The sequence below is a fragment of the Nocardioides sp. genome (assembly GCF_050699375.1).
Taxonomy (GTDB): Bacteria; Actinomycetota; Actinomycetes; order Propionibacteriales; family Nocardioidaceae; genus Nocardioides.
Window position 1 is genome coordinate 1 of the sequence record NZ_JBOHDN010000210.1, and the last position, 24,172, is coordinate 24,172.

Here is a 24,172-nt window from a genome sequence, read left to right on the forward strand (position 1 = left end):
CCCCCCCCCCCCCCCCCCCCCCCCCCCCCCCCCCCCCCCACCCCCAAACCCCCCCCCGCGGTGTGCCCCCCGGGGGGGCCGGGCCCCCCCCCCGCCCCCCCCACGAGGCTCAGCCCATCGTCTTCTGGCCGTCGATGGTCTCTCGGATGATGTCGGCGTGGCCGGCGTGCTGGGCTGTTTCGGCGATGATGTGAGTGATCGTCCGGCGGTGCGACCAGCGAGCGCCCGCCTGGAACCACGGCGCCTCGGGCAGGGCGTGGTCCTCGTCGAGATCCACGGTGCGGACCAGCTCGTCGGTGGCGGCAGCAACCTTCTCGTACGCAGCCAGGAGCTCCGCCAGGGTCTCCGACTCGAGCAGGCGGAACTCGTTCTCGTACGCCGCAATGGCTTCAGGACTGAAGTCCAGCGCCTTGGGCCCTTCGACGATGAACCTTGCCCAGCCGGCCTCTTGCGCGGTGACGTGCTTGATCAGCCCACCGACCTGCAGGACGCTCGCGGTCGGGGTGAGGCGACCCTGCTCGTCGGTCAGACCCTCGGCGGTCTTGCGGAGGAACCCACGGTGCGCGGCCAGGGTCTCCAGCAGATCGGTGCGCTCGCGGGTCAGGGTGGCGGTCGTGGTCATGGCATTGGCTCCTTGGTCGTGTCTTCCGCTGACATGACCAACGCTATGGGCCCATCAGGTCAGTTTCTGACCTGAATGTGGGAGGTTCGCGCCGGGTCGACGAAATCGCAAACAGCCCCGGACCTGTCGGTCCGGGGCTGCGTACGAAACGTGGATCAGAGGTTGATCATGTGACCCGCGATGCCCTCGATGGCTTCCTTCATCGCCTCCGAGAGAGTCGGGTGCGCGAAGACGTTGCGGGCGATCTCGTCGGCGGTGAGGTCCCAGGTCTTGGCCAGGGTGAGCGCCGGGAGGAGCTCGGTGACCTCGGGGCCGATCAGGTGGGCGCCGAGGAGCTCGTTGTGCTCGGCGTCGGCGACGATCTTGACGAAGCCGGCGGTCTCGGCCATGCCGCGCGCCTTGCCGTTGGCCGAGAACGGGAACGAGGCGGTCTTGACGTCGTAGCCCTTCTCCTTGGCCTGTGCCTCGGAGTAGCCGAAGGAGGCGATCTGCGGCTGGCAGAACGTCGCCCGCGGGATCATGTCGAAGTCGATCTCCATGGTCTCGGCACCGGCGATGGTCTCGGCGGCGATCACACCCATGGCCTCGGCGGTGTGGGCGAGCATGAGCTTGCCGGTGCAGTCGCCGATGGCGTAGACGTTCTCGACGTTCGTACGCCCGCGGGCGTCGACCGCGATTGCGCCGCGCTCGGTGAGCGAGACTCCGGCGGCCTCGAGACCGAAGCCCTCGACACGCGGCGAGAACCCGAAGGCCGCGAGGAACTTGTCGGCCTCCAGCACCTTCTCCTCACCGCCGGCCGCCGGGGCGACCCGCACGGTGACGCCGGAGCCGGTGTCCTCGGCGCTCTTGACGGCCGTCGAGAGGAGCACGTTGATGCCGAGCTTCTTGTACTGACGCAGCAGCTCCTTGGACACGTCGGCGTCCTCGGTGGGGACCATCCGGTCCAGGAACTCCACGATGGTGACGTCGACGCCGAAGTTCTTCAGGACGTAGGCGAACTCGACGCCGATCGCGCCGGAGCCGCCGATGATGATCGACTTCGGCAGCTCCTCGGTGAGGATCTGCTCCTCGTAGGTCACGATGTTCTGCTCGTTGGGCACGACCCCGGGCACCGAGCGCACGGTCGCGCCGGTGCCGATGATCAGGTTGTCGAAGGTGTGCGACGTCGCCGCGCCGTCCTTGCCCTTGACGTCGATCGACTTCGGACCGGTGAGCGTGCCCCAGCCGTCGACCTCGGTGATCTTGTTCTTCTTCATCAGGTAGTGCACGCCCTTGGCGCTCGCGTCGGCTACGCCGCGGCTGCGCTTCCAGGTCGTCGAGAAGTCCATCGTGGCGTCTCCGGAGATGCCGAACGTCTTCTTCTCGTGCGTGATGATGTGCGCGATCTCGGCGTTGCGGAGCAGCGCCTTGGACGGGATGCACCCGACGTTGAGGCAGACGCCGCCCCAGTACTTGTCTTCGACGACGGCGACGGACTTGCCGAGCTGAGCGGCACGGATGGCGGCGACGTAGCCACCGGGGCCAGCGCCGAGGACGAGAACATCAAAGTGGGTCACGCATCCAAGAGTAGACCGGGGATAACCCTCAGATCCCAGTTGGGTTGGAGACTGAACGGTAACCTCGTGACCCGTGACTCTCTACGCGGCCTATGGCGTCAATCTCGACCCCGCGCTGATGAGCGAGCGCTGCCCGCATTCGCCGTTGCGTACTACCGGATGGCTGGGCGGCTGGCGGCTCACCTTCGGTGGCGAGGAGAACGTGCTCGGCGAGGGCCCGATGGCCACGATCGTCCAGGATCCGTTCGAGCAGGTCTTCGTCGCGGTCTACGACGTCGTGGACCAGGACATGGCGGCGCTGGAGAAGTGGGAGCTGGCCGACATCGGGGTCTACTTCAAGACCAAGGTGCGGATCGCCGCACTCGCCGAGGACCTGCTCTGCGAGACCTACGTGCTGGACACGTACGAGGGTGGGATCCCGGACGCCCGCTACCTGGGCGCGCTGGCCGACGCCGCCGAGGCGGCAGGGGCTCCCGGCGACTACGTGCATGCGCTGCGTACGCGTCCCTGCCGGTCCAACGACTGAGGTTCCTCCGGTGGTCGAGCTCGTCCCGCCCCGGTCTAAAGTGACCGAGTGACCACGCCATACCAGCTCGCCAAGGAAGCCGCCGCCGCTCTCGCGGAGAAGACCGGTGTCGAGAAGCACGACATCGCGCTGGTGCTGGGCTCGGGCTGGCTGCCCGCCGCCGACGCGCTCGGCGAGGACTACACCGAGATCGCGACCACCGACCTGCCCGGCTTCAGCGCCGCGGCGGTCAAGGGACACAGCGGCAAGATCCGCTCGATCCGGTCGACCGGCGACCGCAACCTGCTGGTCTTCCTGAGCCGCACCCACTACTACGAAGGCAAGGGCGTCGACGCGGTCGTGCACCCGGTCCGCACCGCCGCGGCCGCCGGCTGCGCGACGATGGTGCTCACCAACGGCTGCGGCGGTCTCAACCCGTCCTGGACTCCGGGCACGCCGGTGCTGATCAGGGACCACATCAACCTCACCGCCACGTCTCCGCTGGTCGGAGCCAACTTCGTCGACCTCACCGACCTCTACTCGAGTCGTCTGCGGGGTTTGGCGAAGCAGGTCGACTCCTCGCTGGACGAGGGCGTGTACGTCCAGTTCCCCGGGCCTCACTACGAGACCCCGGCCGAGGTGAAGATGGCCGGGATCATCGGCGGCGACCTGGTCGGCATGAGCACCACGCTCGAGGCGATCGCGGCCCGCGAGGCCGGGATGGAGATCCTCGGGATCTCGCTGGTCACCAACCTGGCCGCCGGCATCTCCGACCAGCCGCTCGATCACGCCGAGGTCCTGGAGGCCGGCCGTAACGCCGCCACCCGGATGGGCGGGCTGCTCAGCGACCTCGTTCCCAAGATCTGAGCAGTTCCCAAGACTGTGCAGCTCCGAAGACTGTGCAGTTCCGAAGACTGTGCAGCCCCGAAGACTGTGCAGCCCCGAAGATCAGAGCGCTCCTGCCATCTCCCCCGCTCTGGTGGGCGAATCTGCGGCATTGGCGATCGAGGCCCGGCCGCGGAGCACCACCGCCGTGGCGCCCACGCCAGTTGACCACACCTAGTGAACCGCTTCACGAAGTCCGGCCAACTGGCGTAGGCGAGGAAACCCCTGCCCTCCAGGAGCGACCCACCAACCCGACAAAAGGTTGACCGATGAATTAGGCTTACCTAACCTCAGGCCCGCCCCGCAGCGTACGAGATCTGGAGTTCGATGAGCACCCTGCAGACCAGTCCGTCCAACGCTCCACTGTCCACGCTGATGCGGGACGGTTCCCGCGCAGAGCACACCGCGGCCGAGGGCTCCTCCTACATGGCCTCGTTGCTCGACGGACAGGTCAACGAGCAGGGGTACGCCGACTATCTGCTGCGCCTGCGACAGGTCTATGCCGCTCTGGAGACCGTCGGGCGCGAGCTCGCGGCGACCGACCCGCTCGCCGCGGCGGTCCACGACCCGGCCCTGGAGCGGCTGGCCGCCATCGACGCGGACCTAGACCACTGGCTGGGCTCGATCGGCCCAGGCTCGACCGGCAGGACAGACGAACTCGACTCTCCGGCCGCGAAGGCGTACGTGGAGCGGCTCGAGGCCAGCCGCGAGTGGGGCGGGCTCTACGCCGCCCACCACTACACGCGCTACCTCGGCGACCTCTCCGGCGGCCAGGCGATCGGACGCACCCTCGACCGCACGTTCGGGCTCAACGGCAAGGGCATCGCGTTCTACGACTTCGCCGAGGTCCCGAAGCCGAAGCCCTACAAGGACGGCTACCGCGCACGCCTCGACGGTCTCGGCCTCGACGCCGACCAGAAGGCCCGCGTCGTCGACGAGGTGAAGGTCGCCTTCGGCCTCAACCAGGCCATCTTCGAGGAGCTGAGCGGTCACCTCGCGGCGTACCGTCGCTGATCCTCGGTCCATGGTCGCACCGCGGCGGCGTGGGGCGCCTAGGAACTTCCGGGACACCCCATTAGGGTCAGAACTTATGGTCCCCACAGATCAATCTGCGCTGGTCGTCCAGGCACGGGAATGGCTCGCCGACGACCCGGATGCACAGACTCGAGCAGAGCTCGAGCGCCTCCTGACCTCCACGGATCCAGGGGCCACGGCCGAGCTGGCCGACAGGTTCGCGGGGACGCTGCAGTTCGGCACGGCCGGGCTGCGCGGAGCGCTCGGCGCGGGTCCCAACCGGATGAACCGAGTGGTCGTGATCAAGGCCGCCGCGGGGCTGGCGCGCTACCTGCTCGCGACCGGGGCGCATGGCCCGGTGGTGATCGGCTACGACGCCCGGCACAACTCCGACGTCTTCGCCCAGGACACCGCGGAGGTGATGACCGGGGCCGGCCTCGAGGCGCTGGTGATGCCGCGCTCGCTGCCGACGCCGGTGCTGGCGTACGCCATCGGTGCCCTGAGCGCCAGTGCCGGCGTGATGGTCACCGCCAGCCACAACCCGCCGCAGGACAACGGCTACAAGGTCTACCTCGGTGACGGGTCGCAGATCGTGCCGCCGGCCGACGCCGAGATCGCGAAGCGGATCGCGGCCGTGGACAGGATCAGCTCGGTCAAGCCGGGCGCCCCCGGTCGCACGATCAGCGAGGACCTCGTCGACAGCTATCTCGACACGGTCGTCGGGCTGCTCGCCGAAGGCGGGGCACGTGACCTCAAGACGGTCTACACGCCGCTGCACGGTGTCGGCGGCGATCTGGTGCAGCTGGCGATGAGATTCGCCGGCTTCCCCGAGCCCCTGGTGGTCAAGGAGCAGGAGCGTCCCGACCCCGACTTCCCGACCGTCGCGTTCCCCAACCCCGAGGAGCCCGGTGCGATGGACCGGGCCATGGCGCTGGCAAGCAAGAAGGGCGCCGACCTGGTCATCGCCAACGACCCCGACGCCGACCGCTGCGCGGCGGCTATCCCCGCCGGCAAGAAGTGGCGGATGCTGACCGGCGACGAGGTCGGCGCGCTGCTGGCGACCCACCTGATCCGCAAGGGCGTCACCGGGACGTACGCCGCCTCGATCGTCTCCTCCTCGCTGGTCGGGAAGATCGCGGCGGCCGCCGGGCAGCCCTACGCCGAGACGCTGACCGGCTTCAAGTGGATCGCGCGCGCACCCGGGCTCGCCTTCGGCTACGAGGAGGCGCTTGGCTACTGCGTCGACCCCGAGCACGTACGCGACAAGGACGGCATCTCCGCGCTGCTGCTCCTGTGCGAGCTGGCGGCGTCGCTCAAGGCGGAAGGGCGTGGGCTCACCGATCTGCTCGACGAGATCGCGGTCGAGCACGGACTGCACGCCACCTCGCAGCTCTCGATCCGGCTCGAGGACCCCGCCCAGATCGCGGCTGCCATGCAGCGCCTTCGTGACCGGCCGGTGACCGCGCTGGCCGGAGCCGCGGTGCAGCAGCTGGATGATCTCTCCGTCGGGGCCGGCGGGCTGCCGCCGACCGACGGGGTCCGCTACCAGCTGGCCGGCGGGTCCCGGGTGATCGTGCGGCCCAGCGGCACCGAGCCCAAGATCAAGTGCTACCTCGAGGTCGTCGAGCCGGTCGACTCCCCGGAGGCCCTGGCACAGGCCCGGACCGACGCGGAGATCGCCCTCGGCGCTCTCAAGGTCGACATCCGCGCCGCCCTCGGCATATAAAGCCCGTCCCCCATCGAGTCGGCGCATCCTGACGAGGTTCCGCGCCGAGTCGGCGCAACCTGACCACATGCGGCGCCGAGTCGGCGCGTTACAACGAGCCGACTCGAGGGGGATCTCGGTCAGGATGAGCCGACTCGGCGTCTGGATGGTCAGATCACGAGCAGGACCACGAAGACGACGGCCACCACGACGGCGGCCGCGATCAGCGGCCAGTCCCAGGTGCGGCGTACGTCCTCGGCGAGGGCGAACTGCTCGTCGGAGTCCCGCTTGATCCGGCGCCGGTCGCGGGCGTCCTGGGCCAGCGCGTTGAGGCGGTCCTCGATGAAATCGGCCTGGTTGCGCAGCGGGTTGTGGTCGCGCTTGGAGACCTTGACCGCGTCCCGCATCGCCCGTCCGACGGCGCCACTGACGTAGGTCCGGCCGCCCGAGTATGCGCCGAGGGTGCGGCCGATGGAGACGCTCTCCAGAGCGGCCATCGGGAAGCGGACGGTCGAGAAGAGATGGCGGAGCACGAAGTCGCCTTCGCTGACCCCGACCTTGGTGCGGAGGAAGGCGGCGTACGCCACCAGCGCGAAGAGCACCGCCCCAGCCGTCGTCGCGGGGTGCCAGCCGGTCACCGCGTCGAGCACGATGACCACGGCCGCGGCCCCTATCGAGAGGAGCCCCCATGCGGTGCTGCTGGAGTTGCGGAACCATTCCTCCGGCTGATCGTCGTTCACGGCGCAAACCTTAGCCCTCGCTGGGTAGGTGCCTATGCTGAGGCCGTGCCTACCTCCGCAGAGATCGCGAAGCTGATCGACCACACCCTCCTCAAGCCCGAGGCAACCCACGCCGACGTCGAGGCGCTGATCGCGGAGGCTGCCGACCTCGGCACCTACTCGGTGTGCGTCTCTCCCTCGATGCTGCCCGTCACCGTTCCGGCGGACCTCAAGGTCGCTGTCGTGTGCGGTTTCCCGAGCGGCAAGCACCTCTCCTCGGTCAAGGCCGCCGAGGCCGCTGCCGCGGTCGAGACCGGAGCCGACGAGATCGACATGGTGATCGACATCGGCGCCGCGAAGGAGAAGAGGTACGCCGACGTGGAGGCCGACATCGCCGCCGTCCGAGCCGCGGCTCCCGCGCCCACGGTGCTGAAGGTGATCATCGAGTCCGCCGCGCTCGAGGACGACGAGATCGTCGGAGTGTGCGAGGCCGCCGTGCGCGCCGGCGCGGACTTCGTGAAGACCTCGACCGGCTTCCACCCCGCCGGCGGCGCCAGCGTCCACGCCGTGGAGCTGATGCGCAGCACCGTCGGACCCGACCTCGGGGTCAAGGCCTCGGGCGGGGTGCGGACGATGGAGCAGGCCGAGCAGATGGTCGCCGCCGGAGCGACCAGGCTCGGAGTCTCGGGCTCGCGTGCGCTGCTGGCCGGGTCGACCTCGGTCGCCGGCTACTGACACGGGGGCAATTCCTGGATGAGCCCGGGGTCGGCAAGAATGTCCCGGTGCTTGCTCAGGTCATCGTCCTCGCCGGCCCCTCGGGCGCCGGGAAGTCCCGCCTGGCCGAACGGCTGGGGCTGCCGGTCCTGCGGCTCGACGACTTCTACAAGGACGGCTCCGACCCGAGCCTCCCCCGGATCACCGAGGGCCCCAACGCCGGCCTGGTCGACTGGGACCACCCGGACTCCTGGATCCCTGAGGACGCCGTGAAGACGATCGCCACGTTGTGCGAGACCGGCACCGCCGACGTACCCGTCTACGACATCGCCCACGACGGGCGCACCGGCTGGCAGTCGCTGACCCTCGGGGACGAGCCGTTCTTCGTCGCCGAGGGGATCTTCGCCCAGGACATCGTGGCCGAGTGCCGCGAGGCTGGGCTCCTGGCCGCTGCGTACTGTGTCACGCAGTCGCCGTCGGTGACCTTCTGGCGGCGCCTCGTGCGTGATCTGCGCGAGCGGCGCAAACCACCGTTCGTGCTGGTCAGGCGTGGCCTTGCGCTGATGCGGGCGCAACCGCTCGTGGTCGCCGACGCGGCCACGAAGGGGTGCGTCGCGGTCTACCCGAAGCATGGCTACGTCGCGATCGACGAGCTCACAGCGCCGCGTAGGCATCCTTGATCTCGTGGATCAGGTCGACCCGCTCGTCGTAGGGGATGAACGCGGACTTCATCGCGTTGGTCGTCAACCGCTGGAGCTCGGGCAGGCCCCAGCCGAAGGCCTCCACGATCCCGGCCATCTCCGCGGACATCGAGGTGCGTGACATCAGCCGGTTGTCGGTGTTGACGGTGACCCGGAACCCGAGGTCGTAGAGCAACCCGATCGGGTGCTCCCCGATGGACTTCGCGGCCCCGGTCTGCACGTTGGAACGCGGGCAGAGCTCGAGCGGGATCCGGCGGTCCCGGACGTACGACGCGAGCCGGCCCAGACGCGGCGCGGCGCCCTCCTCCACCGTGATGTCGTCGACGATCCGCACCCCGTGACCGAGCCGGTCGCAGCCGCACGGGTGCACCGCCTCCCAGATCGAGGGGAGCCCGAAGCCCTCGCCGGCGTGGATGGTGAAGCGCATGTTCTCGGCCGCCAGGTGCTCGAACGCCGCCAGGAACCGGCTCGGCGGGAAGCCCTTCTCCGGCCCGGCGATGTCGAACCCGGCGACGCCGCGGTCACGCCAGGCCACCGCCAGATCGGCGATCTCGGTCGCGTGGGCGGCCTGCCGCATGGCGGTCAGCAGCTGGCGTACGACGATCTTCTTCCCGTTCGCGGCGACGGCTGCCGTGCCCTCGTCGAACCCCGCCTGGACCGCCTCGACGACCTCGTCCAGCTCGTGGCCGTTGGCCACATGCAGCTCCGGCGCCCAGCGGACCTCGGCGTAGACGACCCCGTCCTCGGCCAGGTCCTCGACGCACTCGCGCGCGACCCTGGCCAGGGAGGGCAACGTCTGCATCACCGCCAGCGTGTGCGCGAAGGTCTCCAGATAGCGCTCCAGCGAACCGGAGTCGGCGCTGGTGACGAACCACTCCTCCAACGCCCTCGGGTCGGCCTGCGTGCCCTCCGGCAGCTGATGACCCACCTCGGCAGCGAGCTCGACGATGGTCGAAGGACGTACGCCGCCGTCGAGGTGGTCGTGGAGCAGCACCTTCGGGGCGGCCTTGATCTGCATGTCGGACGGTTTCATGGGCCCATCATTCCGTATGCCCTAGATTCCAGGGGTGCGCACATTCACAACACTCGAAGAAGTCTCCGATGCCGCAGGCACCGAGGTCGGCACCGGCGAATGGCTCCAGGTCGACCAGGATCGCGTCACCGCGTTCGCTGACGCCACCGGCGACCACCAGTGGATCCACATCGACGAGGCCCGGGCCAAGGAAGGCCCGTTCGGCGGCACCATCGCCCACGGCTATCTGACGCTCTCGCTGCTCCCTTATCTCGGGGCGAGCGTCTACTCGCTGGAGACGCCCGGAGCGAAGCTCAACTACGGCCTCAACAAGGTGCGGTTCCCCACGCCTGTCCTGGTCGGCTCCCGCGTACGGGCCGTCGTGACGTTCGGCGAGGTCACCGAGCTCCCGACCGGTCTCCAGCTGGTCATCAAGACCGTCATCGAGATCGAGGACGCTCCCAAGCCCGCCTGTGTCGCGGAGGCGGTCGTGCTCCTGCTGGAGTCCTGAGACCCGCTCAGGAGTAGTCGGCCCAGAGGCGTCGGGCAGTGCCGTCGACGGTCATCTCGCCACCGTACGGCACGATCCACTGCGGTCGGGTGTGCCCGAAGGGCGGGCCCACGACGACCGTCGCGTCCGGGTTGTAGCGGGCGACGGTCTCGATGGCCACGTCCCGCTGCTCGGCCCGCTTGGCGGCGCGTTCCTCTGGGCTCGGCCGGCGCTCGAAATCGGAGGTCGGCGGGCGCGCCACGACGACGGCGTCGACCGCTTCGAGCAGCCCACGCTCACCCAGCGATCGCGCGATCCAGCCGAACTCACGAGCCGGGATGAGCTCCTCGGAGGTCTCCAGGAGGAGTACGCCGCCGGCGAGCGCCGCCGGGTCGGAGGGGAACCGTCCCGCGGTGAGCGCCCACTGGATGATCTCGATGCAGCCTCCCCAGGTGCGGCCGGTCACCTTTCGCTCAGGGCCTGCCCAGGTCCAGGGCTCGGTCGCTTCGCGCTCGCCGAACTCGGTCAGCGCCCGCGGGTCGTTCCAGTCGTGGCCGATGTCCTCGGACTCCCCCGGCTCGGTGATCTCGAGGGTCTCACCGGTGAGGAGCGCGGCCTCGAGCGAGGCCTTGTGGATCTGGTCGAGCCCCGGTCCCGGGCCGAGCTGGACCTGCGTCGAGCCGCCGTAGAAGCCGGCGACGCCGTTGGTCCACAGCCAGTTGAGGATGTTGGTGTTGTCGCTGTAGCCGAGGAACGGCTTCGGGTCGGCCCGCACCAGGTCGGCGTCGAGGTGAGAGATCACGGTGACCTGGTCCTCGCCCCCGATGGTCGCCAGCACCGCCCGGATCTCCGGGTCGCCGAACGCGGCGTTCACGTCGGCTGCCCGTTCCTGCGGCGTCGCGCCGACCTTGCGGGTCGTCGGATACTCCACCGGCACCAGCCCGGTCACCTCGGCCAGCCGCTCCATCGCCTGCTCGTGGATCGCCGGCGCCACCCCCGGCGCGGCGAACGAGGGGGACAGCACGGCGACCTTGTCGCCCGCGACGGCCTTGGGTGGCTTCACGATCTTCATGCCCGCAGTCTGGCCGTCGGCGGGTGCCCGGGGCTATTGGTTATCGCGTGGCCGAGGCACTTTCCCGCCATGGCGGGATTCTGCGGGCGACCCCACGGCCAGAGCGGGGCATTTCCCCGCCATGGCGGGATTCTGCTGCCGCCCCGACGACCCGGGCAGGGCATTTCCCCACCATGGCGGGAATCTGCAGCCACCCCGACGGCCCGGACAGCCCACTTCCCCACCATGGCGGGAGTCTGGCGGCGCGCCCGGCCCGCCGGCTCGACCAGCCCCGCGTCAGGAGATCCGGTCGAGGATCAACGGCGTCGCCTCGTACGCAGCCCCGTCAGCGATCTCATAGCCACCCTCCAGCGCGGCCAGCGCCCGGTCGAAGCGCTCAGGGGTGTCGGTGTGCAGGGTGAAGAGCGGCGCCCCGGCAGAGACCGAGTCCCCCGGTCGGGCGTGCCAGGTGACCCCGGCACCTGCCTGCACCTGGTCCTCCTTGCGCTCGCGTCCCGCACCCAGCCGCCACGCGGCGAGCCCGACGGCCATCGCGTCGAGCCGGGTGAGGACACCGGAGGAGGGCGCGTTGACAACGTGGGTCTCGCGCGCGACCGGCAGCGACGCCGAAGGGTCTCCGCCCTGGGCCGAGATCATCGCGCGCCAGGTGTCCATGGCCTTGCCGGAGGCCAGCACATCGGCCGGATCCGCGTCTACGCCGGCGGCGGCGAGCATCTCCCGGGCCAGAGCCACGGTGAGCTCGACGACGTCGGCAGGCCCGCCGCCCGCGAGGACCTCGACGGACTCGGCGACCTCGATCGCGTTGCCCGCGGTCAGGCCGAGCGGCGTGGCCATGTCGGTCACGAGAGCGACGGTGTTGACGCCGGCGTCCGTGCCGAGATCCACCATCGTCCGGGCCAGCTCCTGCGCGGAGGCGAGCGTCTTCATGAACGCCCCGGCGCCGACCTTGACGTCGAGCACCAGCGCTCCGGTGCCCTCGGCGATCTTCTTGGACATGATCGAGGAGGCGATCAATGGGATCGCCTCGACGGTGCCGGTGACGTCACGCAGTGCGTAGAGCTTCTTGTCAGCCGGAGCCAGACCGTCACCGGCGGCGCAGATCACCGCGCCGACCGACCCGAGCTGGGCCATCATCTCCTCGTTGGACAGCGACGCCCGCCATCCCGGGATCGACTCGAGCTTGTCGAGCGTCCCGCCGGTGTGGCCGAGACCGCGCCCGGACAGCTGCGGCACCGCCACGCCACACGCGGCGACCAGCGGCGCCAGCGGCAGCGTGATCTTGTCGCCCACGCCCCCGGTCGAGTGCTTGTCGGCCGTCGGGCGGTCCAGGGAGGAGAACGACATCCGCTCACCCGACGCGATCATCGCCGCCGTCCACCGCGCGATCTCGCGGCGCGTCATCCCGTTGAGCAGGATCGCCATGTTGAGCGCCGACATCTGCTCCTCGGCGACAACCCCCTGCGTGTAAGCCGAGATCACCCAGTCGATCTGCGAGTCGCTCAGCTCGCCACCGTCCCGCTTGGCGAGGATCACCTCGACCGCATCATGTTCCGCCATGCGGACAGCGTAAGGCGAGACCGCCGCGGGTCCCTACCGGGCGTCGTCACACCCTCTGGCCGACCCGAGAAGTGTTCAATTTGGGCCTGACCTCGTTGCTGCTGACGGCCCAAATTGACCACTTCGCGAGCCAGAGCCGCAGGTGCGGAGTCGCGGGCGACGAGTCACAACCAACGAGTCGACCTGGCGTTCAGGCCAGCGCTTCGGGGCCGAAGGCGTCGGGGAGGACCTCGGACATCGGCTTGACGCCCGTGACGGTCCACAGCTGCATCTCGGGGCCGCCGTTCTCCGAGAGCAGCTGGCGGCAGCGGCCGCAGGGCATGATCACGTCCCCGGAGCCGTTGACGCAGACGACGTGGGTGAGCCGGCCGCCGCCGGTCATGTGCAGCGAGGAGACCAGGCCGCACTCGGCGCACAGGGTGACGCCGTAGCTCGCGTTCTCCACGTTGCACCCCTGGAGCAGACGTCCGTCGGCGGCGTATCCGGCGACTCCGACGGGATACCTGGAGTAGGGGACGTACGCATGTTTTGCGGCCTCGACCGCCTGCGCACGCAGGCCTTCCCAGTCAAAGCCGTCTGGGGCGTAGGTCTGCTTCTCGGTCATGGTTCGACCTTAAAGCCTGACCGAACTTCGAGACACGGCCAAGGAGGCTTAGGCTTCGGCGAGATCAAAAGTTGGTAACCGTTCGCGGAATCCCTGGCGTTGCTCGGTCATTGGGGAGAGCGTTCGGACATGAATGTCCCTTGCTCCGTGGATCCGCGGTGCAACGACCTGGAGGCACCAGTGAAGAACAACATCAAGAAGACCGCCGCGGGCGGCTTTGCCGCGGTCCTGACCGCTGCAGCCCTCGCCGCGTGTGGAGAAGCGCCGGCCGAGCGCGCTGGGGAGGGGAACAGTGACTACCTTCCCTGCATCGTCTCCGACGAGGGCGGCTTCGACGACAAGTCGTTCAACCAGCTCAGCTACGAGGGCGTGAAGGAAGCCGCCGACGAGCTGGGCGCGAAGTTCAAGGACGTCGAGTCCAACAGCCCCAACGACTACACCTCCAACCTGGAGGGCCTCGTCGGCCAGAGCTGCGACACCATCGTGACCGTCGGCTTCGCGCTCTCGGCGGCGACCATCGAGTCCGCGAAGGCCAACCCGGAGACCGAGTACGTCCTGATCGACGACGCGGCCGACGCCGACTTCGACGGCAAGACCGACGCCGAGAACATCAAGCCGATCCTCTACGACACCGCCCAGGCCGCATTCCTGGCCGGCTACGTCGCCGCCGACTACACCAAGACCGGCGTCGTCGGCACCTACGGTGGCCAGCCCTTCCCGACCGTGACGATCTTCATGGACGGCTTCAAGCAGGGCGTGGAGTACTACGCGAAGACGAAGAAGAAGGACGTCAAGGTCGTCGGCTACGAGGGCGGCGAGAAGGGCTCCTTCACCGGTGAGTTCGTGGCCAACGAGAAGGCCACCAACACCGCCCGCCAGATCATCCAGCAGGACGCCGACGTGATCCTGCCCGTCGGCGGCCCGATCTACCAGGGTGCGCTCACCGCGATCGAGGACTCCGGCAAGGAGGTCGCGCTGATCGGTGTCGACGCCGACTTCTACGAGACCGACCCGAAGACCCAGGACGTCGTGCTCACCTCGATCCTGAAGAACATGAAGAAGTCCACCAGCGACGTCATCACCGCCGCCGGCGAGGACAAGTTCGACCCGACGCCGTACGTCGGCACCCTCGAGAACGACGGGGTCGGCCTGGCGCCGTTCCACAACTTCGAGTCGAAGGTCTCCGAGACCCTTCCCGCCGAGATCGAGGAAGTGACGGCCGGGATCAAGGACGGCTCGATCAAGGTCAACTCCTACCTGGCGAAGTAAGCCACCCGGTGGCCCGCTCGTCGGGCCACCACCGACGAGGGGGCCGGCGCACCCGGCCCCCTCGCCACGTACCTCTGGAATTTCTCCGTCCCTGCAAGGAATGATCCGTGCCATGAGACTCGCGCTTCGCGACATCACCAAGCGCTTCGGCTCCCTGGTCGCCAACGACCACATCTCCCTGACCGTCGAGCCAGGTGAGATCCACTGCCTCCTCGGCGAGAACGGCGCGGGGAAGTCCACGCTGATGAACGTGCTCTACGGCCTCTACCAGGCCGACGAGGGCGAGATCGTCATCGACGACGAGCCGCAGCGGTTCAAGGGACCCGGCGACGCGATGGCCGCCGGCATCGGCATGGTGCACCAGCACTTCATGCTCATCCCCGTCTTCACCGTCGCCGAGAACGTGATGCTCGGCCACGAGGCCACCGGCTTCGCCGGCAAGCTCGACATCGCCGCCGCCCGCGAGCAGGTCACCGAGATCTCCGAGCGCTTCGGCTTCCACGTCGATCCCGACGCGCTCGTCGAGGACCTCCCCGTGGGCGTGCAGCAGCGGGTCGAGATCATCAAGGCGCTCTCGCGTGACGCCGAGGTGCTCGTCTTCGACGAGCCGACGGCGGTGCTGACACCGCAGGAGACCGACGAGCTGATGGCGATCATGCGCCAGCTCAAGGAGTCCGGCACCGGCATCGTGTTCATCACCCACAAGCTTCGCGAGGTGCGCGAGGTGGCCGACCGGATCACGGTCATCCGCCGCGGAACGGTGGTCGGTGAGGCGTCCCCGGAGGCCTCCAACGCCGAGCTCGCGGCCCTGATGGTCGGGCGCCCGGTCGAGCTCAAGGTGCACAAGGACCCGGCCGAGCCGGGCGAACGCGCGCTGGTCGTCGAGGGCCTCACGGTCGCCGACGAGGACGGCCGCGTCCATGTCGACGGCATCAGCTTCCACATCGACGCCGGCGAGATCCTCGCCGTCGCCGGTGTCCAGGGCAACGGCCAGACCGAGCTCACCGAGGCCATGGTCGGCCTGGCCCCGCACATCGAAGGTTCGATCAAGCTCGACGGCCGCGAGATCGTGGGGCGCTCGGTGCGCAAGGCGCTCGAGGCGGGCATCGGCTTCATCCCCGAGGACCGCCAGGTCGAGGGTCTGGTCAGCAACTTCACCATCGCCGAGAACCTCATGCTCAACCGCAGCTACGACAAGCCCTTCGTCTCCCGCGGCTCGCTCAACCTGAAGAAGCTCGACACCTTCGCCAAGGAGAAGCTGGCGGAGTACGACGTACGCGCCCCCGGGGTCTCGACCCTGGCCGGGCAGCTGTCCGGCGGCAACCAGCAGAAGGTCGTCGTCGCCCGCGAGCTCTCCCGCGACCTGCGGCTACTCGTCGCGGCGCAGCCGACGCGCGGTGTCGATGTCGGGTCGATCGAGTTCATCCATCAGCAGGTCGTGGCCGCGCGCGACACCGGCGTACCGGTGCTCGTGGTCTCCACCGAGCTCGACGAGATCGCCGCACTCGCCGACCGGATCATGGTCCTCTACCGCGGGAGGGTCGTGGGCATCGTGCCCGCCGACACCTCCCGCGACACCCTCGGCCTGATGATGGCCGGCGAGTCTCCGGAAGGGAGCGAGTCATGAGCGAGCGTCAGCGAGCGACAACAGGCCTCAGGCCGTCGCTTCCGGATTCTTCGATCTGCCCAACGGAGGCGACGGCATGAGTGAGAAAGGGCCGGAGAACGAGCCCGAGAACGAGCCCGCGGAGGCGGCCGAGTCCGCCGAGTCGGCGCAGGAGTCCGAGGGAGTGACCGAGCGAAGCGCGGACGACCGCGTCGGCGACGGCACCTCAGGCTCGGCGTCGGACGCCGACCGGGTGCCGGAGGCGGGCCGCTGGCACCTGGCGCTGCGCGAGATCACCACCGGAAACGGCCTGGTCGCGGTGCTCTCGGTGGTGCTGGCGATGCTCGTCGGGTCGCTGATGATCCTCTTCACCGACGAGGACGTCCGCTACGGGCTCTCCTACTTCTTCGCCCGCCCCTCCGACACCTTCATCTACGCGTGGGAGGCCATCTCGGGGGCGTACGTCTCGCTGTGGCGGGGTGCGGTCTTCAACGATCTGGGCAGCACGTTCGTCCAGCAGATCAAGCCGATCACCGAGACGCTGAAGTTCGCCGCGCCGCTGACCCTGGCCGGGCTCGGCATCGGCCTGACCTTCCGCGCCGGGCTCTTCAACATCGGTGGCCGCGGGCAGATGCTGCTCGGTGGCGCCGCGGCCGCGTTCGTGGCGGTCAAGCTCGACCTGCCGATGATCGTGCACCTGCCGCTGGCGCTCATCGTCGGAGCCCTGGTCGCCGCCCTGTGGGGTGGGATCGCCGGAATCCTGAAGGCGCTCACCGGGGCACACGAGGTGATCGTCACGATCATGCTCAACTACGTCGGCTACTACCTGGTCTTCTACGCGCTGACCCGCGAGTCGCTGCTTCAGGCGCCCGGCTCGGCCAACCCGAAGTCCTCGCCGATGCCGGAGTCGGCGATCTTGCCGGACCTGCTCGGGTCCCAGTTCAACCTGCACGCCGGGTTCCTGCTCGCGGTGCTGGCGACGATCCTCGTCTGGTGGATCCTCAACCGCTCCTCGCTCGGCTACCGGTTCCGCGCGGTGGGTGAGAACCCCGCGGCCGCGAGGGCGTCCGGCATCAACGTCGGGGTCGCATACTTCAGCGCCTTCATGATCTCGGGCGCGCTGGTCGGCCTGGCCGGCGCCAACCAGGTGCTCGGCTCGGTGACCGACGGCGTGACCGGCGGACTCGACGCCGGGATCGGCTTCGACGCGATCACCGTCGCGCTGCTGGGCAGGTCCCGCCCGTTCGGCATCCTGGCAGCCGGGATCCTGTTCGGCGCGTTCAAGGCCGGTGGCTTCTTCATGCAGGCCTCCGAAGGGATCCCGGTCGACATCGTCCTGGTCATCCAGTCGCTGATCGTGCTGTTCCTCGCCGCGCCGCCACTGGTGAAGGCGATCTTCCGACTCCCCACGAAGGAGGCCTGAGACCATGAGTGAGCGCCAGCGAACGACCATTCAACTCCGCATTCCGCCAACTCCGTATTCTCGCGCCTGCGCTACGGAGGTGGCGGAATGAGTGCTGTCGATCTTCCGGTCAAGGCCGACGCCCAGGGCGTCGCCGAACGGATCCGGGGCCTCTGGAAGGCACCTGGCGTGATGGGTGCGTTCACGATTCTGATCGCTCTCCTGGTCCTGGTGGGTCCCCGCAGCGGAGACTCCACCTTCCGGTGGAGCCGCGAGAGCGACTGGTTCGCCATCCCGGACGTGTCGCTGCCTGCCAACGCCATCGTGTGGACGGCGGTGGTGCTGTGCCTGCTCTGCACGGCGTACGCGGCCTGGCACGCCTACTCCAGGCGCAAGACTCCTCTGCTGGTGGTCGCGGCGTTCGCCGTGATCGCGGTGAGCGGCTTTCTGGCGTGGGCGGTCGCGGGCAAGACGCTTCCCGTGGTCGGCCTTCTCTCCGGCGCGCTCGCGCTGGCGGTGCCACTGGTGTTCGGTGCTCTCGGTGGCGTACTCGGCGAGCGGGCGGGCGTGGTCAACATCGCCATCGACGGCCAGCTGCTCTTCGGCGCCTTCGGCGCGGCGATCGCCGCCTCGATCACCGGATCACCGTGGGTGGGCCTGATCGCGGCGATGATCTCCGGCGCGTTCGTGGCGCTTCTGCTCGGTCTCTTCGCGATCACCTACTGGGTCGAGCAGGTCATCGTCGGCGTCGTCCTCAACGTGCTCGTCATCGGCTTCACCAGCTTCATGTTCTCCCAGGTGCTGTCGGAGAACGCGGCGGCGCTCAACAGCCCGCCGCACTTCCCGCGCTGGGAGATCCCGCTGCTCTCGGGGATCCCGGTTCTCGGCCCGATCTTCTTCCGGCAGACCGTCCTGGTCTACCTGATGTACGCCGCGGTCTTCCTCGTCGCCTGGGCCCTCTACCGCTCCAAGTGGGGCCTGCGCGTGCGTGCGGTCGGCGAGCACCCGAAGGCCGCGGACACGGTCGGCATCAACGTGATCGCCACCCGCTACCGCACCGTGCTGCTGGCCGGCGCGATCGCGGGCATCGGCGGGGCGACGTACACGCTCGTCTCGGTCCCCTCCTTCGGCCGCGAGATGACCGGCGGTGCGGGCTATATCGCGCTGGCCGCGGTCATCTTCGGCAAGTGGGACCCGATCAAGGCCACGCTGGCGGCGCTGCTCTTCGGCTTCGCCACCAACGTCGAGTCCGTGCTGTCCGTCATCGGGTCGCCGGTGCCGTCGCAGTTCATGCTGATGCTGCCCTACATCGTGACGATCTTCGCGGTCGCCGGGCTGGTCGGACACTCGCGTGCACCAGCCGCCGACGGGGTTCCCTACCGCAAGGGTTAGCGACTCAGCACGCGAAGGCAGCGCAGGAAACCAGCGCAGGAGATCAGCGCAGCGCGCGGTGGGCAGCGGCGGCCAGCACCTTGGCCCCGACGCCCACCGCGCGCTCGTCGATCCGCAGGTCGCCCTGGTGGAGGTCGTAGGTGGGGCCGCCGGGGGTGCGTACGCCGAGCCGGAACATCGACCCCGGGACCTGCTCCTGATACCACCCGAAGTCCTCCCCGCCGAGGCTCTGGGCGGAGACGACCGCACCGCGCTCCCCGAGGACGTCGCGGACCGTGGCGAGAAGGATCTGGTGGGAGTCCTCGTCGTTGCTCACCGGCGGTACGCCCCGGGTGTAGTCGACCGCGGCCGTCACGCCGTAGGGAGCGATGATCTCGGCCACCACCTCGCGCACGACGTGCTCGACCTCGCTCCATGCGTCGCTGTCGAGGATCCTCACGGTGCCGCCGACGACCCCGTGGCCGGGGATCACGTTGTGCGTCTGACCTGCCTGGACCTTGCCCCAGACCACGCTGACTCCGGCGCGCGGGTCCATCCGCCGGCTCAGGATCGCGGGCAGCTCGGTGGTCACCTTGGCGAGGGCGAAGACCAGGTCGCCGGTCAGGTGTGGGCGGGACGTGTGACCGCCGGTGCCGCTCAGATGCACCTCGATCAGATCCGCGGCACTGGTCAACGCCCCGCTGCGCAGCCCGACCCTGCCGACGTCGACCGTCGGATCGCAATGCAGCGCGAACACCCGCTCCACGTCATCGAGCGCGCCCAGGCTCATCAGGTGCAGCGCCCCGCCGGGCATGACCTCCTCGGCGGGCTGGAAGAGCAGGCGTACGCCACCGGGCAACGGTGACTCGCGATGCAGGTCGGCCAGCGCGAGCCCGGCGCCGAGGAGCGCCGTGGTGTGCACATCGTGGCCGCAGGCGTGAGCGACCCCGGGCACGGTGCTCGACCAGATGTCGGTGGTGACGTCGTCGACCGGCAACGCGTCCATGTCGCCGCGCAGCGCGACGATCCTCGGTTCCTTGCTCTCCTGACCCAGGTCTGCGATCAGGCCGGTCGCGCTGGGCCGGTCGATCCGCCAGCCTGCCTTCTCCAGCCGCTCCGCCATCAGCTCGACGGTACGGTGCTCCTGCCAGGAGAGCTCAGGGTGCGCGTGGATGTCACGGCGCAGGTCGGTCAGCTCGGCGTCGTAGGCATCGACTCGCTCGGCGAGGAAGGCAGCAGGCTCCAGCATGGTCCTGTCAGACTAATCTCTGTCGTACGCCGCGAGGATCCGGTCCGCGGCTACGGTGGCCGGAAGCTCCCCGGAGAGCACCTCGTCGCGCACCTCGTCGCGGATCTCCTTCACGCCCTCCGAGTGCTTGAGTCGCTGGTCGAGCTCGTCGCGAACCAGGGCCCAGGTGAAGTCGAGCTGCTGCTCGGCGCGCTTGGTCCTCAGCCCGTCCTCGCCGAGGTGCTTGCGGTGGGCCATCACCTGCTCCCAGACGGAGTCGACCCCGTCGTCGTGCAGCGCGGAGGCTGTGATGACCGGCGGCGCCCACTCCTCACGGGAGCGCACCAGACGCAGCGCGCCGGCGAGCTCGCGTGCGGCCGCGCGGGCCTCCTGGGCGCGGGCCGGGTCGTTGGGGTCGGCCTTGTTGACCGCGATCACGTCGGAGATCTCGAGGATGCCCTTCTTGATCCCCTGCAGCTGGTCTCCGGTGCGCGCGATGGTGAGGTAGAGGAACGTGTCCACCATCCCGGCCACGGTCACCTCGGACTGCCCGACGCCGACCGTCTCGACCAGCACCACGTCATATCCGGCCGACTCGAGCACCGACATCGCCTGCACGGTCGCCCTCGCGACCCCGCCGAGCGTCCCGGCGCTCGGCGAGGGCCGGATGAAGGCGTTGGGGTCCACGCTCAGCCGGGCCATGCGCGTCTTGTCGCCGAGGACGGATCCTCCGGTGCGTACCGAGGACGGGTCCACCGCCAGCACGCCCACCTTCAGCCCGTTGCCGGTCAACCGGCTGCCGAGCGCCTCGATGAAGGTCGACTTGCCGACGCCCGGGACCCCCGAGATGCCCACACGCACCGTGTTGCCCGCGGGAAGCCGGGTGAGCAGCTCGCGAGCGATGTCACGATGCTGAGGCTTGGTCGACTCCACCAGCGTGATCGCACGCGAGACCGCCGCCCGCTTGCCTTCGGTGATGCCGTCGATGAGGTCGTGTACGTCAGGCCCAGGCATGGCCAGCACCTTAGCCAATCCCGAGCGTGTCTTCGCGGTCCCAGGTCCGGCGTGGACGAGGATGCACGGCTCAGCGCACGTGCCGGACGGCGTCGCGTAGGAAGCCGGGCAGTTGGTCCGGTCGTAGGTCGCCCAACGGCACCCAGGAGACGCCCACCTGCGCGGCGCACCAGGCGACGACAGCGGCGCCTGGCCGGCGCCAGTACGCTCGACCAACGTGACCGAGATGACGAGAACAGCGCTGGTGACGGGCGGCGGGACCGGATTGGGGCGCGCGATCGCGGAGCGGCTGGCCACCGACGGGCTCGCTGTGACCATAGCCGGACGCAGGGCGGAGACCCTGGAGACTGCGGCCAAGGAGATCAATAGGACCCTTGGCGTCGACCGGGTGACGTACGTCGTTGCGGACTGCGCCGACGCAGGTGACGTACGCGCCCTGGCCGATGGCTGCCCGGACGTCTTGGACGTCCTCGTCCTCAACGCCGGCGGCTTTACGCCCTCGACCGGCGACGACCTGGAGGCACTGGCCCACGACTGGGCGGCCGACTACCACCTCAACGTGCTCACCGCCGTGCTCCCTGTCGAGGCCCTGCTGCCCAAGCTGGCTCGTCCCGGTGGTCGGATCGTCGCGATGAGCTCGATCTCGGCGCTTCGTGGGCACGGTTCGTACGGAGCATCCAAGGGCGCCATCAACACCTGGATCACCGGGCTCGCGGCCGAGGTCGCGGCGGACGGCATCACCGCCAACGCGGTCGCTCCTGGCTTCGTCCCGGACACCGAGTTCTGGGACTCCCGCCGGAGCCCGGAGCTGATCGAAGAGCGCACTTCCCGGATCCCTCTGGGCCGTTCCGGGACGCCTGACGAGGTGGCCGCGCTGGTGGCTCACCTCACCTCGCCCGACGCCGGATTCACCACCGGCCAAGTCGTCGGTATCCATGGCGGAACGCTCCTGGCCCGACTGTGATCGCCCGGTGTCGCCGCGTCATGGGAGGACGTGAAGCCCACGGCTTCGCGCGACCTCACGAAGCCGCTCGTCGAAGCTCGCCAGCGAGGCAGCGTGAGCGGTGGCAGCGATCAGGACGCAGCGGTCGGGCATATTGAGCGGTGTGGAGACCCTCAGGTCCGCCAACTTTCGCGCTTCACCCGGCACCCGCTCGAGCTCATCGATCCCGATCGCGGCCGGAGGCATCGGTGACCCACCGAATCTGGGCTCAGCGCACCTGCCGCACGGCATCGCGTACGAAGCCGGGCACCTGGTCCGAGCGCAGGTCGTCCAACGGCACCCAGGAGACCCCGGTCCACACGGCGTACCGGAGAACGGCCACGGCGATGATCGCCAGAGCGACGACGGCGACCACCCACCGCGGTGACGGCGATGACGCGGCCCGGGCCACGGGGCCGACCGTGTCGCGGACCCGTTGCGAGGCGAGCCAGGCAGCGGACATGAAGGTCATCGCGGCGGCGAAGAGCACCACGGTCGGCGCCAGCCCGAGGACCAGGCACCCGAAGCCGACGGCGGCCGCGATCACCCCCGTCAACGTGCCCAGCATGACCGTGCCGGGCACGGCACGCACCAGGTCCCACGGTGAGCGGACGAGCGCCTGGAGCGCGTCGTACCACTTCCGTCCCCGTGCCTGACGCCGCTTGGAGAGGTGGTCTCCGGCCAGCGATGCGCTGCGCAGCAGCCAGACCCCGAGGCCGAGGAGGGCGGCGCCCAGGAAGGGGTACGCAGCGACGACCCCGGCAAGGATCGCAGCGAGCGCGACCAGGATCAGGAAGTGCATCGGGCCCGGCCATCGCCTGCGGCTGGCGTGCCTGCTCGGCGGGCTCCAGCCGGGCTCGGGCTGCGGCGCCGGAGGTGGTGTGGCCTGCGGATCGAAACGACGCACCACGACGGGGTCGCCGGGCGCTTCGGCAACGGTGATCGCGGTCGGTGGCACCTCCTCCACGGCCGGCGGCGCCACCACGTCCACCAGGTCCGTCAGCGCGTCGTCGGAAGCGTCAGGGTCGACCAGCGTCGGCATCGGCGGCTCGTCGGCGACCGTGGGCGCGGCATCGGGCGCCGCGCCCACCGGTGCGGCGGCCAGCGGCGTCGTCACCGGCATCACCTCGGTGACCGCCTCACCTCCGGCCCACGGCGCCTCGGGCTCCATCAGCCATTCTCGCAGCTCCTCGAGTCCCGGCCGATCCGCGGGATCGGTCGCGAGCGCGGCGGTCAGGACCTCGCGTATCGTCCCGTCGACGCCGTCGAGCTCGTGCTGCCCGCGGCGTACGCGATCCAGGATCGCCATCGACGGCCCGGTCCCGAACGGAGGCCGGCCCAGCAGCGCGAAGGCCGTGGTGGCAGCCCACGAGTGCACATCGCTGGCCGCCGTGGCCTCCTCACCCTCGATGATCTCGGGCGCCAGGTAGCCGGGTGTGCCGATCAGCCACCCGGTGAGCGTGATCTTCGGGTCGTCGGCGACGCGAGCGATCCCGAAGTCGATGAGCACCGGCGTACGTCCCTCCATCACGACGTTGGACGGCTTCACGTCACGGTGCAGGACCCCGGCGTCGTGGCAGGCGGCGACCCCGGCCGCGAGACAGCGAGCCAGCCAGAACCGGTCCTCGCCCAGGACCGCCCCGTCGGACTTGACCCGGTCGTGCAACGTCGATCCCGGCACGTAGCGGGTGGCGACATAAGGCGTCTCGGCGAACGGGTCCGCATCGACGATCTCCGCGACCCAAGGACTGCGAACCTGTCCCAGCGAGCGCACCTCGCGCTCCAGCCGGACCCGGGTCTCCTCATCACCGACGACGTTGGTACGCAGCACCTTCAGCGCCACCCGCTCGCCGGTCTCCTCGTGGCGGGCGAGATGGACCACGCCCATGCCGCCCTCACCGAGCCTGCTGAGGATCTCGTACGGTCCGACCCTCACCAACCCGTCCGCGCCTGCCCGCGAGGGGCGTACGTCCGTCACAATCCGAGGCTAGACGAGCGAGCCGCTCCCAGCGAGGACATACTCCGCCCCGCATGTCGACGGCGCCGGAACACGGTCTCGACAGGTCGCCCGACCCTGACCCCCGCCGAGTCGGCGCAAACTGACCAGATGAGCGGCCGAGTCGGCTCGTCATAACGAGCCGACT

General features: G+C 69.4%; 22 protein-coding genes. 12 read left to right on the plus strand and 10 right to left on the minus strand.

Going from position 1 to position 24,172, the window contains the following annotated elements; translation table 11 throughout:
* Positions 1–109: 109 nt before the first annotated feature.
* Complete coding sequence (locus tag ACRDPS_RS15530) at positions 110–622, minus strand: DinB family protein (protein ID WP_431502552.1); 513 nt, start codon at positions 620–622, stop codon at positions 110–112.
* A gap of 155 nt (positions 623–777) precedes the next feature.
* Entirely contained in the window at positions 778–2,178 is a 1,401-nt protein-coding gene (gene lpdA, locus ACRDPS_RS15535) for a dihydrolipoyl dehydrogenase (RefSeq protein WP_431502553.1), read from the minus strand.
* A gap of 73 nt (positions 2,179–2,251) precedes the next feature.
* On the opposite strand from lpdA, the gene ACRDPS_RS15540 reads away from it, so the two are divergent.
* The 4 genes from ACRDPS_RS15540 to ACRDPS_RS15555 all read left to right on the plus strand — a co-directional run bounded on the left by ACRDPS_RS15540 (position 2,252) and on the right by ACRDPS_RS15555 (position 6,308).
* A complete protein-coding gene (locus ACRDPS_RS15540) occupies positions 2,252–2,704 on the plus strand; it encodes a gamma-glutamylcyclotransferase family protein (RefSeq protein WP_431502554.1) in 453 nt (150 codons plus the stop codon).
* 48 nt (positions 2,705–2,752) lie between these two features.
* Entirely contained in the window at positions 2,753–3,550 is a 798-nt protein-coding gene (locus tag ACRDPS_RS15545) for a purine-nucleoside phosphorylase (RefSeq protein WP_431502555.1), read from the plus strand.
* Positions 3,551–3,895: 345 nt separating this feature from the next.
* Entirely contained in the window at positions 3,896–4,582 is a 687-nt protein-coding gene (locus tag ACRDPS_RS15550; RefSeq protein WP_431502556.1) for a heme oxygenase (biliverdin-producing), read from the plus strand.
* A gap of 76 nt (positions 4,583–4,658) precedes the next feature.
* Entirely contained in the window at positions 4,659–6,308 is a 1,650-nt protein-coding gene (locus ACRDPS_RS15555) for a phospho-sugar mutase (protein WP_431502557.1), read from the plus strand.
* Positions 6,309–6,457: 149 nt separating this feature from the next.
* Here the strand turns inward: ACRDPS_RS15555 and ACRDPS_RS15560 are convergent, their stop codons facing one another.
* Entirely contained in the window at positions 6,458–7,027 is a 570-nt protein-coding gene (locus ACRDPS_RS15560) for a hypothetical protein (RefSeq protein WP_431502558.1), read from the minus strand.
* Between the two features lie 45 nt (positions 7,028–7,072).
* On the opposite strand from ACRDPS_RS15560, the gene deoC reads away from it, so the two are divergent.
* Both deoC and ACRDPS_RS15570 read left to right on the plus strand, forming a co-directional pair.
* Complete coding sequence (gene deoC, locus ACRDPS_RS15565) at positions 7,073–7,741, plus strand: deoxyribose-phosphate aldolase (RefSeq protein WP_431502559.1); 669 nt, start codon at positions 7,073–7,075, stop codon at positions 7,739–7,741.
* A 47-nt stretch (positions 7,742–7,788) separates the two neighbouring features.
* On the plus strand, positions 7,789–8,400 hold the full coding sequence (locus ACRDPS_RS15570) for a uridine kinase family protein (RefSeq protein WP_431502560.1): 612 nt from the start codon (positions 7,789–7,791) through the stop codon (positions 8,398–8,400).
* Here ACRDPS_RS15570 and ACRDPS_RS15575 read toward each other — a convergent pair.
* Entirely contained in the window at positions 8,375–9,454 is a 1,080-nt protein-coding gene (locus ACRDPS_RS15575; RefSeq protein WP_431502561.1) for an adenosine deaminase, read from the minus strand. The genes ACRDPS_RS15570 and ACRDPS_RS15575 overlap by 26 nt on opposite strands.
* A gap of 34 nt (positions 9,455–9,488) precedes the next feature.
* Here ACRDPS_RS15575 and ACRDPS_RS15580 point away from each other — a divergent pair, with 34 nt between their 5' ends.
* Positions 9,489–9,944, plus strand: a complete 456-nt coding sequence (locus ACRDPS_RS15580) for a MaoC family dehydratase (protein ID WP_431502562.1) — start codon at positions 9,489–9,491, stop codon at positions 9,942–9,944.
* Between the two features lie 7 nt (positions 9,945–9,951).
* Here the strand turns inward: ACRDPS_RS15580 and ACRDPS_RS15585 are convergent, their stop codons facing one another.
* The 3 genes from ACRDPS_RS15585 to ACRDPS_RS15595 form a co-directional block, all read right to left on the minus strand.
* Positions 9,952–10,995 (minus strand): S66 family peptidase, encoded by a 1,044-nt coding sequence (locus tag ACRDPS_RS15585; protein ID WP_431502563.1) that lies wholly within the window; start codon positions 10,993–10,995, stop codon positions 9,952–9,954.
* 276 nt (positions 10,996–11,271) lie between these two features.
* Positions 11,272–12,552 (minus strand): thymidine phosphorylase, encoded by a 1,281-nt coding sequence (locus ACRDPS_RS15590; protein WP_431502564.1) that lies wholly within the window; start codon positions 12,550–12,552, stop codon positions 11,272–11,274.
* A 190-nt stretch (positions 12,553–12,742) separates the two neighbouring features.
* Positions 12,743–13,156: a cytidine deaminase gene (locus ACRDPS_RS15595; RefSeq protein ID WP_431502565.1), complete on the minus strand. Its 414-nt coding sequence runs from the start codon at positions 13,154–13,156 to the stop codon at positions 12,743–12,745.
* A gap of 180 nt (positions 13,157–13,336) precedes the next feature.
* Between ACRDPS_RS15595 and ACRDPS_RS15600 the strand changes: the two genes are divergently transcribed.
* The 4 genes from ACRDPS_RS15600 to ACRDPS_RS15615 all read left to right on the plus strand — a co-directional run bounded on the left by ACRDPS_RS15600 (position 13,337) and on the right by ACRDPS_RS15615 (position 18,825).
* Positions 13,337–14,425 (plus strand): BMP family lipoprotein, encoded by a 1,089-nt coding sequence (locus ACRDPS_RS15600; protein ID WP_431502566.1) that lies wholly within the window; start codon positions 13,337–13,339, stop codon positions 14,423–14,425.
* Positions 14,426–14,537: 112 nt separating this feature from the next.
* Positions 14,538–16,052 carry an ABC transporter ATP-binding protein gene (locus ACRDPS_RS15605; RefSeq protein WP_431502567.1) on the plus strand — a complete coding sequence of 505 codons (1,515 nt, stop codon included), beginning with the start codon at positions 14,538–14,540 and terminating at the stop codon, positions 16,050–16,052.
* Between the two features lie 76 nt (positions 16,053–16,128).
* Positions 16,129–17,454: an ABC transporter permease gene (locus tag ACRDPS_RS15610; protein ID WP_431502568.1), complete on the plus strand. Its 1,326-nt coding sequence runs from the start codon at positions 16,129–16,131 to the stop codon at positions 17,452–17,454.
* An 87-nt stretch (positions 17,455–17,541) separates the two neighbouring features.
* Positions 17,542–18,825 carry an ABC transporter permease gene (locus ACRDPS_RS15615; protein WP_431502569.1) on the plus strand — a complete coding sequence of 428 codons (1,284 nt, stop codon included), beginning with the start codon at positions 17,542–17,544 and terminating at the stop codon, positions 18,823–18,825.
* Positions 18,826–18,868: 43 nt separating this feature from the next.
* Here ACRDPS_RS15615 and ACRDPS_RS15620 read toward each other — a convergent pair whose 3' ends face one another.
* Positions 18,869–20,053 carry an amidohydrolase gene (locus ACRDPS_RS15620; protein ID WP_431502570.1) on the minus strand — a complete coding sequence of 395 codons (1,185 nt, stop codon included), beginning with the start codon at positions 20,051–20,053 and terminating at the stop codon, positions 18,869–18,871.
* Between the two features lie 12 nt (positions 20,054–20,065).
* Positions 20,066–21,064, minus strand: a complete 999-nt coding sequence (gene meaB, locus ACRDPS_RS15625) for a methylmalonyl Co-A mutase-associated GTPase MeaB (protein WP_431502571.1) — start codon at positions 21,062–21,064, stop codon at positions 20,066–20,068.
* A 208-nt stretch (positions 21,065–21,272) separates the two neighbouring features.
* On the opposite strand from meaB, the gene ACRDPS_RS15630 reads away from it, so the two are divergent.
* The gene (locus ACRDPS_RS15630) at positions 21,273–22,010 is read left to right on the plus strand and encodes an SDR family NAD(P)-dependent oxidoreductase (RefSeq protein WP_431502573.1); all 738 of its coding nucleotides are present in this window, start codon (positions 21,273–21,275) and stop codon (positions 22,008–22,010) included.
* A 247-nt stretch (positions 22,011–22,257) separates the two neighbouring features.
* Here ACRDPS_RS15630 and ACRDPS_RS15635 read toward each other — a convergent pair whose 3' ends face one another.
* Positions 22,258–24,006, minus strand: coding sequence for a serine/threonine protein kinase (locus tag ACRDPS_RS15635; RefSeq protein WP_431502572.1), 1,749 nt, complete (start codon positions 24,004–24,006; stop codon positions 22,258–22,260).
* Positions 24,007–24,172: the final 166 nt, after the last annotated feature.

Coding starts and splice junctions, on each gene's coding strand:
- ACRDPS_RS15530 (WP_431502552.1), bottom strand. CDS start 622: ATGACCACGACCGCCACCCTGACCCGCGAGCGCACCGATCTGCTGGAG.
- ACRDPS_RS15550 (WP_431502556.1), top strand. CDS start 3,896: ATGAGCACCCTGCAGACCAGTCCGTCCAACGCTCCACTGTCCACGCTG.
- ACRDPS_RS15555 (WP_431502557.1), top strand. CDS start 4,659: ATGGTCCCCACAGATCAATCTGCGCTGGTCGTCCAGGCACGGGAATGG.
- ACRDPS_RS15575 (WP_431502561.1), bottom strand. CDS start 9,454: ATGAAACCGTCCGACATGCAGATCAAGGCCGCCCCGAAGGTGCTGCTC.
- ACRDPS_RS15585 (WP_431502563.1), bottom strand. CDS start 10,995: ATGAAGATCGTGAAGCCACCCAAGGCCGTCGCGGGCGACAAGGTCGCC.
- ACRDPS_RS15590 (WP_431502564.1), bottom strand. CDS start 12,552: ATGGCGGAACATGATGCGGTCGAGGTGATCCTCGCCAAGCGGGACGGT.
- ACRDPS_RS15595 (WP_431502565.1), bottom strand. CDS start 13,156: ATGACCGAGAAGCAGACCTACGCCCCAGACGGCTTTGACTGGGAAGGC.
- ACRDPS_RS15605 (WP_431502567.1), top strand. CDS start 14,538: ATGAGACTCGCGCTTCGCGACATCACCAAGCGCTTCGGCTCCCTGGTC.
- ACRDPS_RS15610 (WP_431502568.1), top strand. CDS start 16,129: ATGAGTGAGAAAGGGCCGGAGAACGAGCCCGAGAACGAGCCCGCGGAG.
- ACRDPS_RS15615 (WP_431502569.1), top strand. CDS start 17,542: ATGAGTGCTGTCGATCTTCCGGTCAAGGCCGACGCCCAGGGCGTCGCC.
- ACRDPS_RS15620 (WP_431502570.1), bottom strand. CDS start 20,053: ATGCTGGAGCCTGCTGCCTTCCTCGCCGAGCGAGTCGATGCCTACGAC.
- ACRDPS_RS15630 (WP_431502573.1), top strand. CDS start 21,273: ATGACGAGAACAGCGCTGGTGACGGGCGGCGGGACCGGATTGGGGCGC.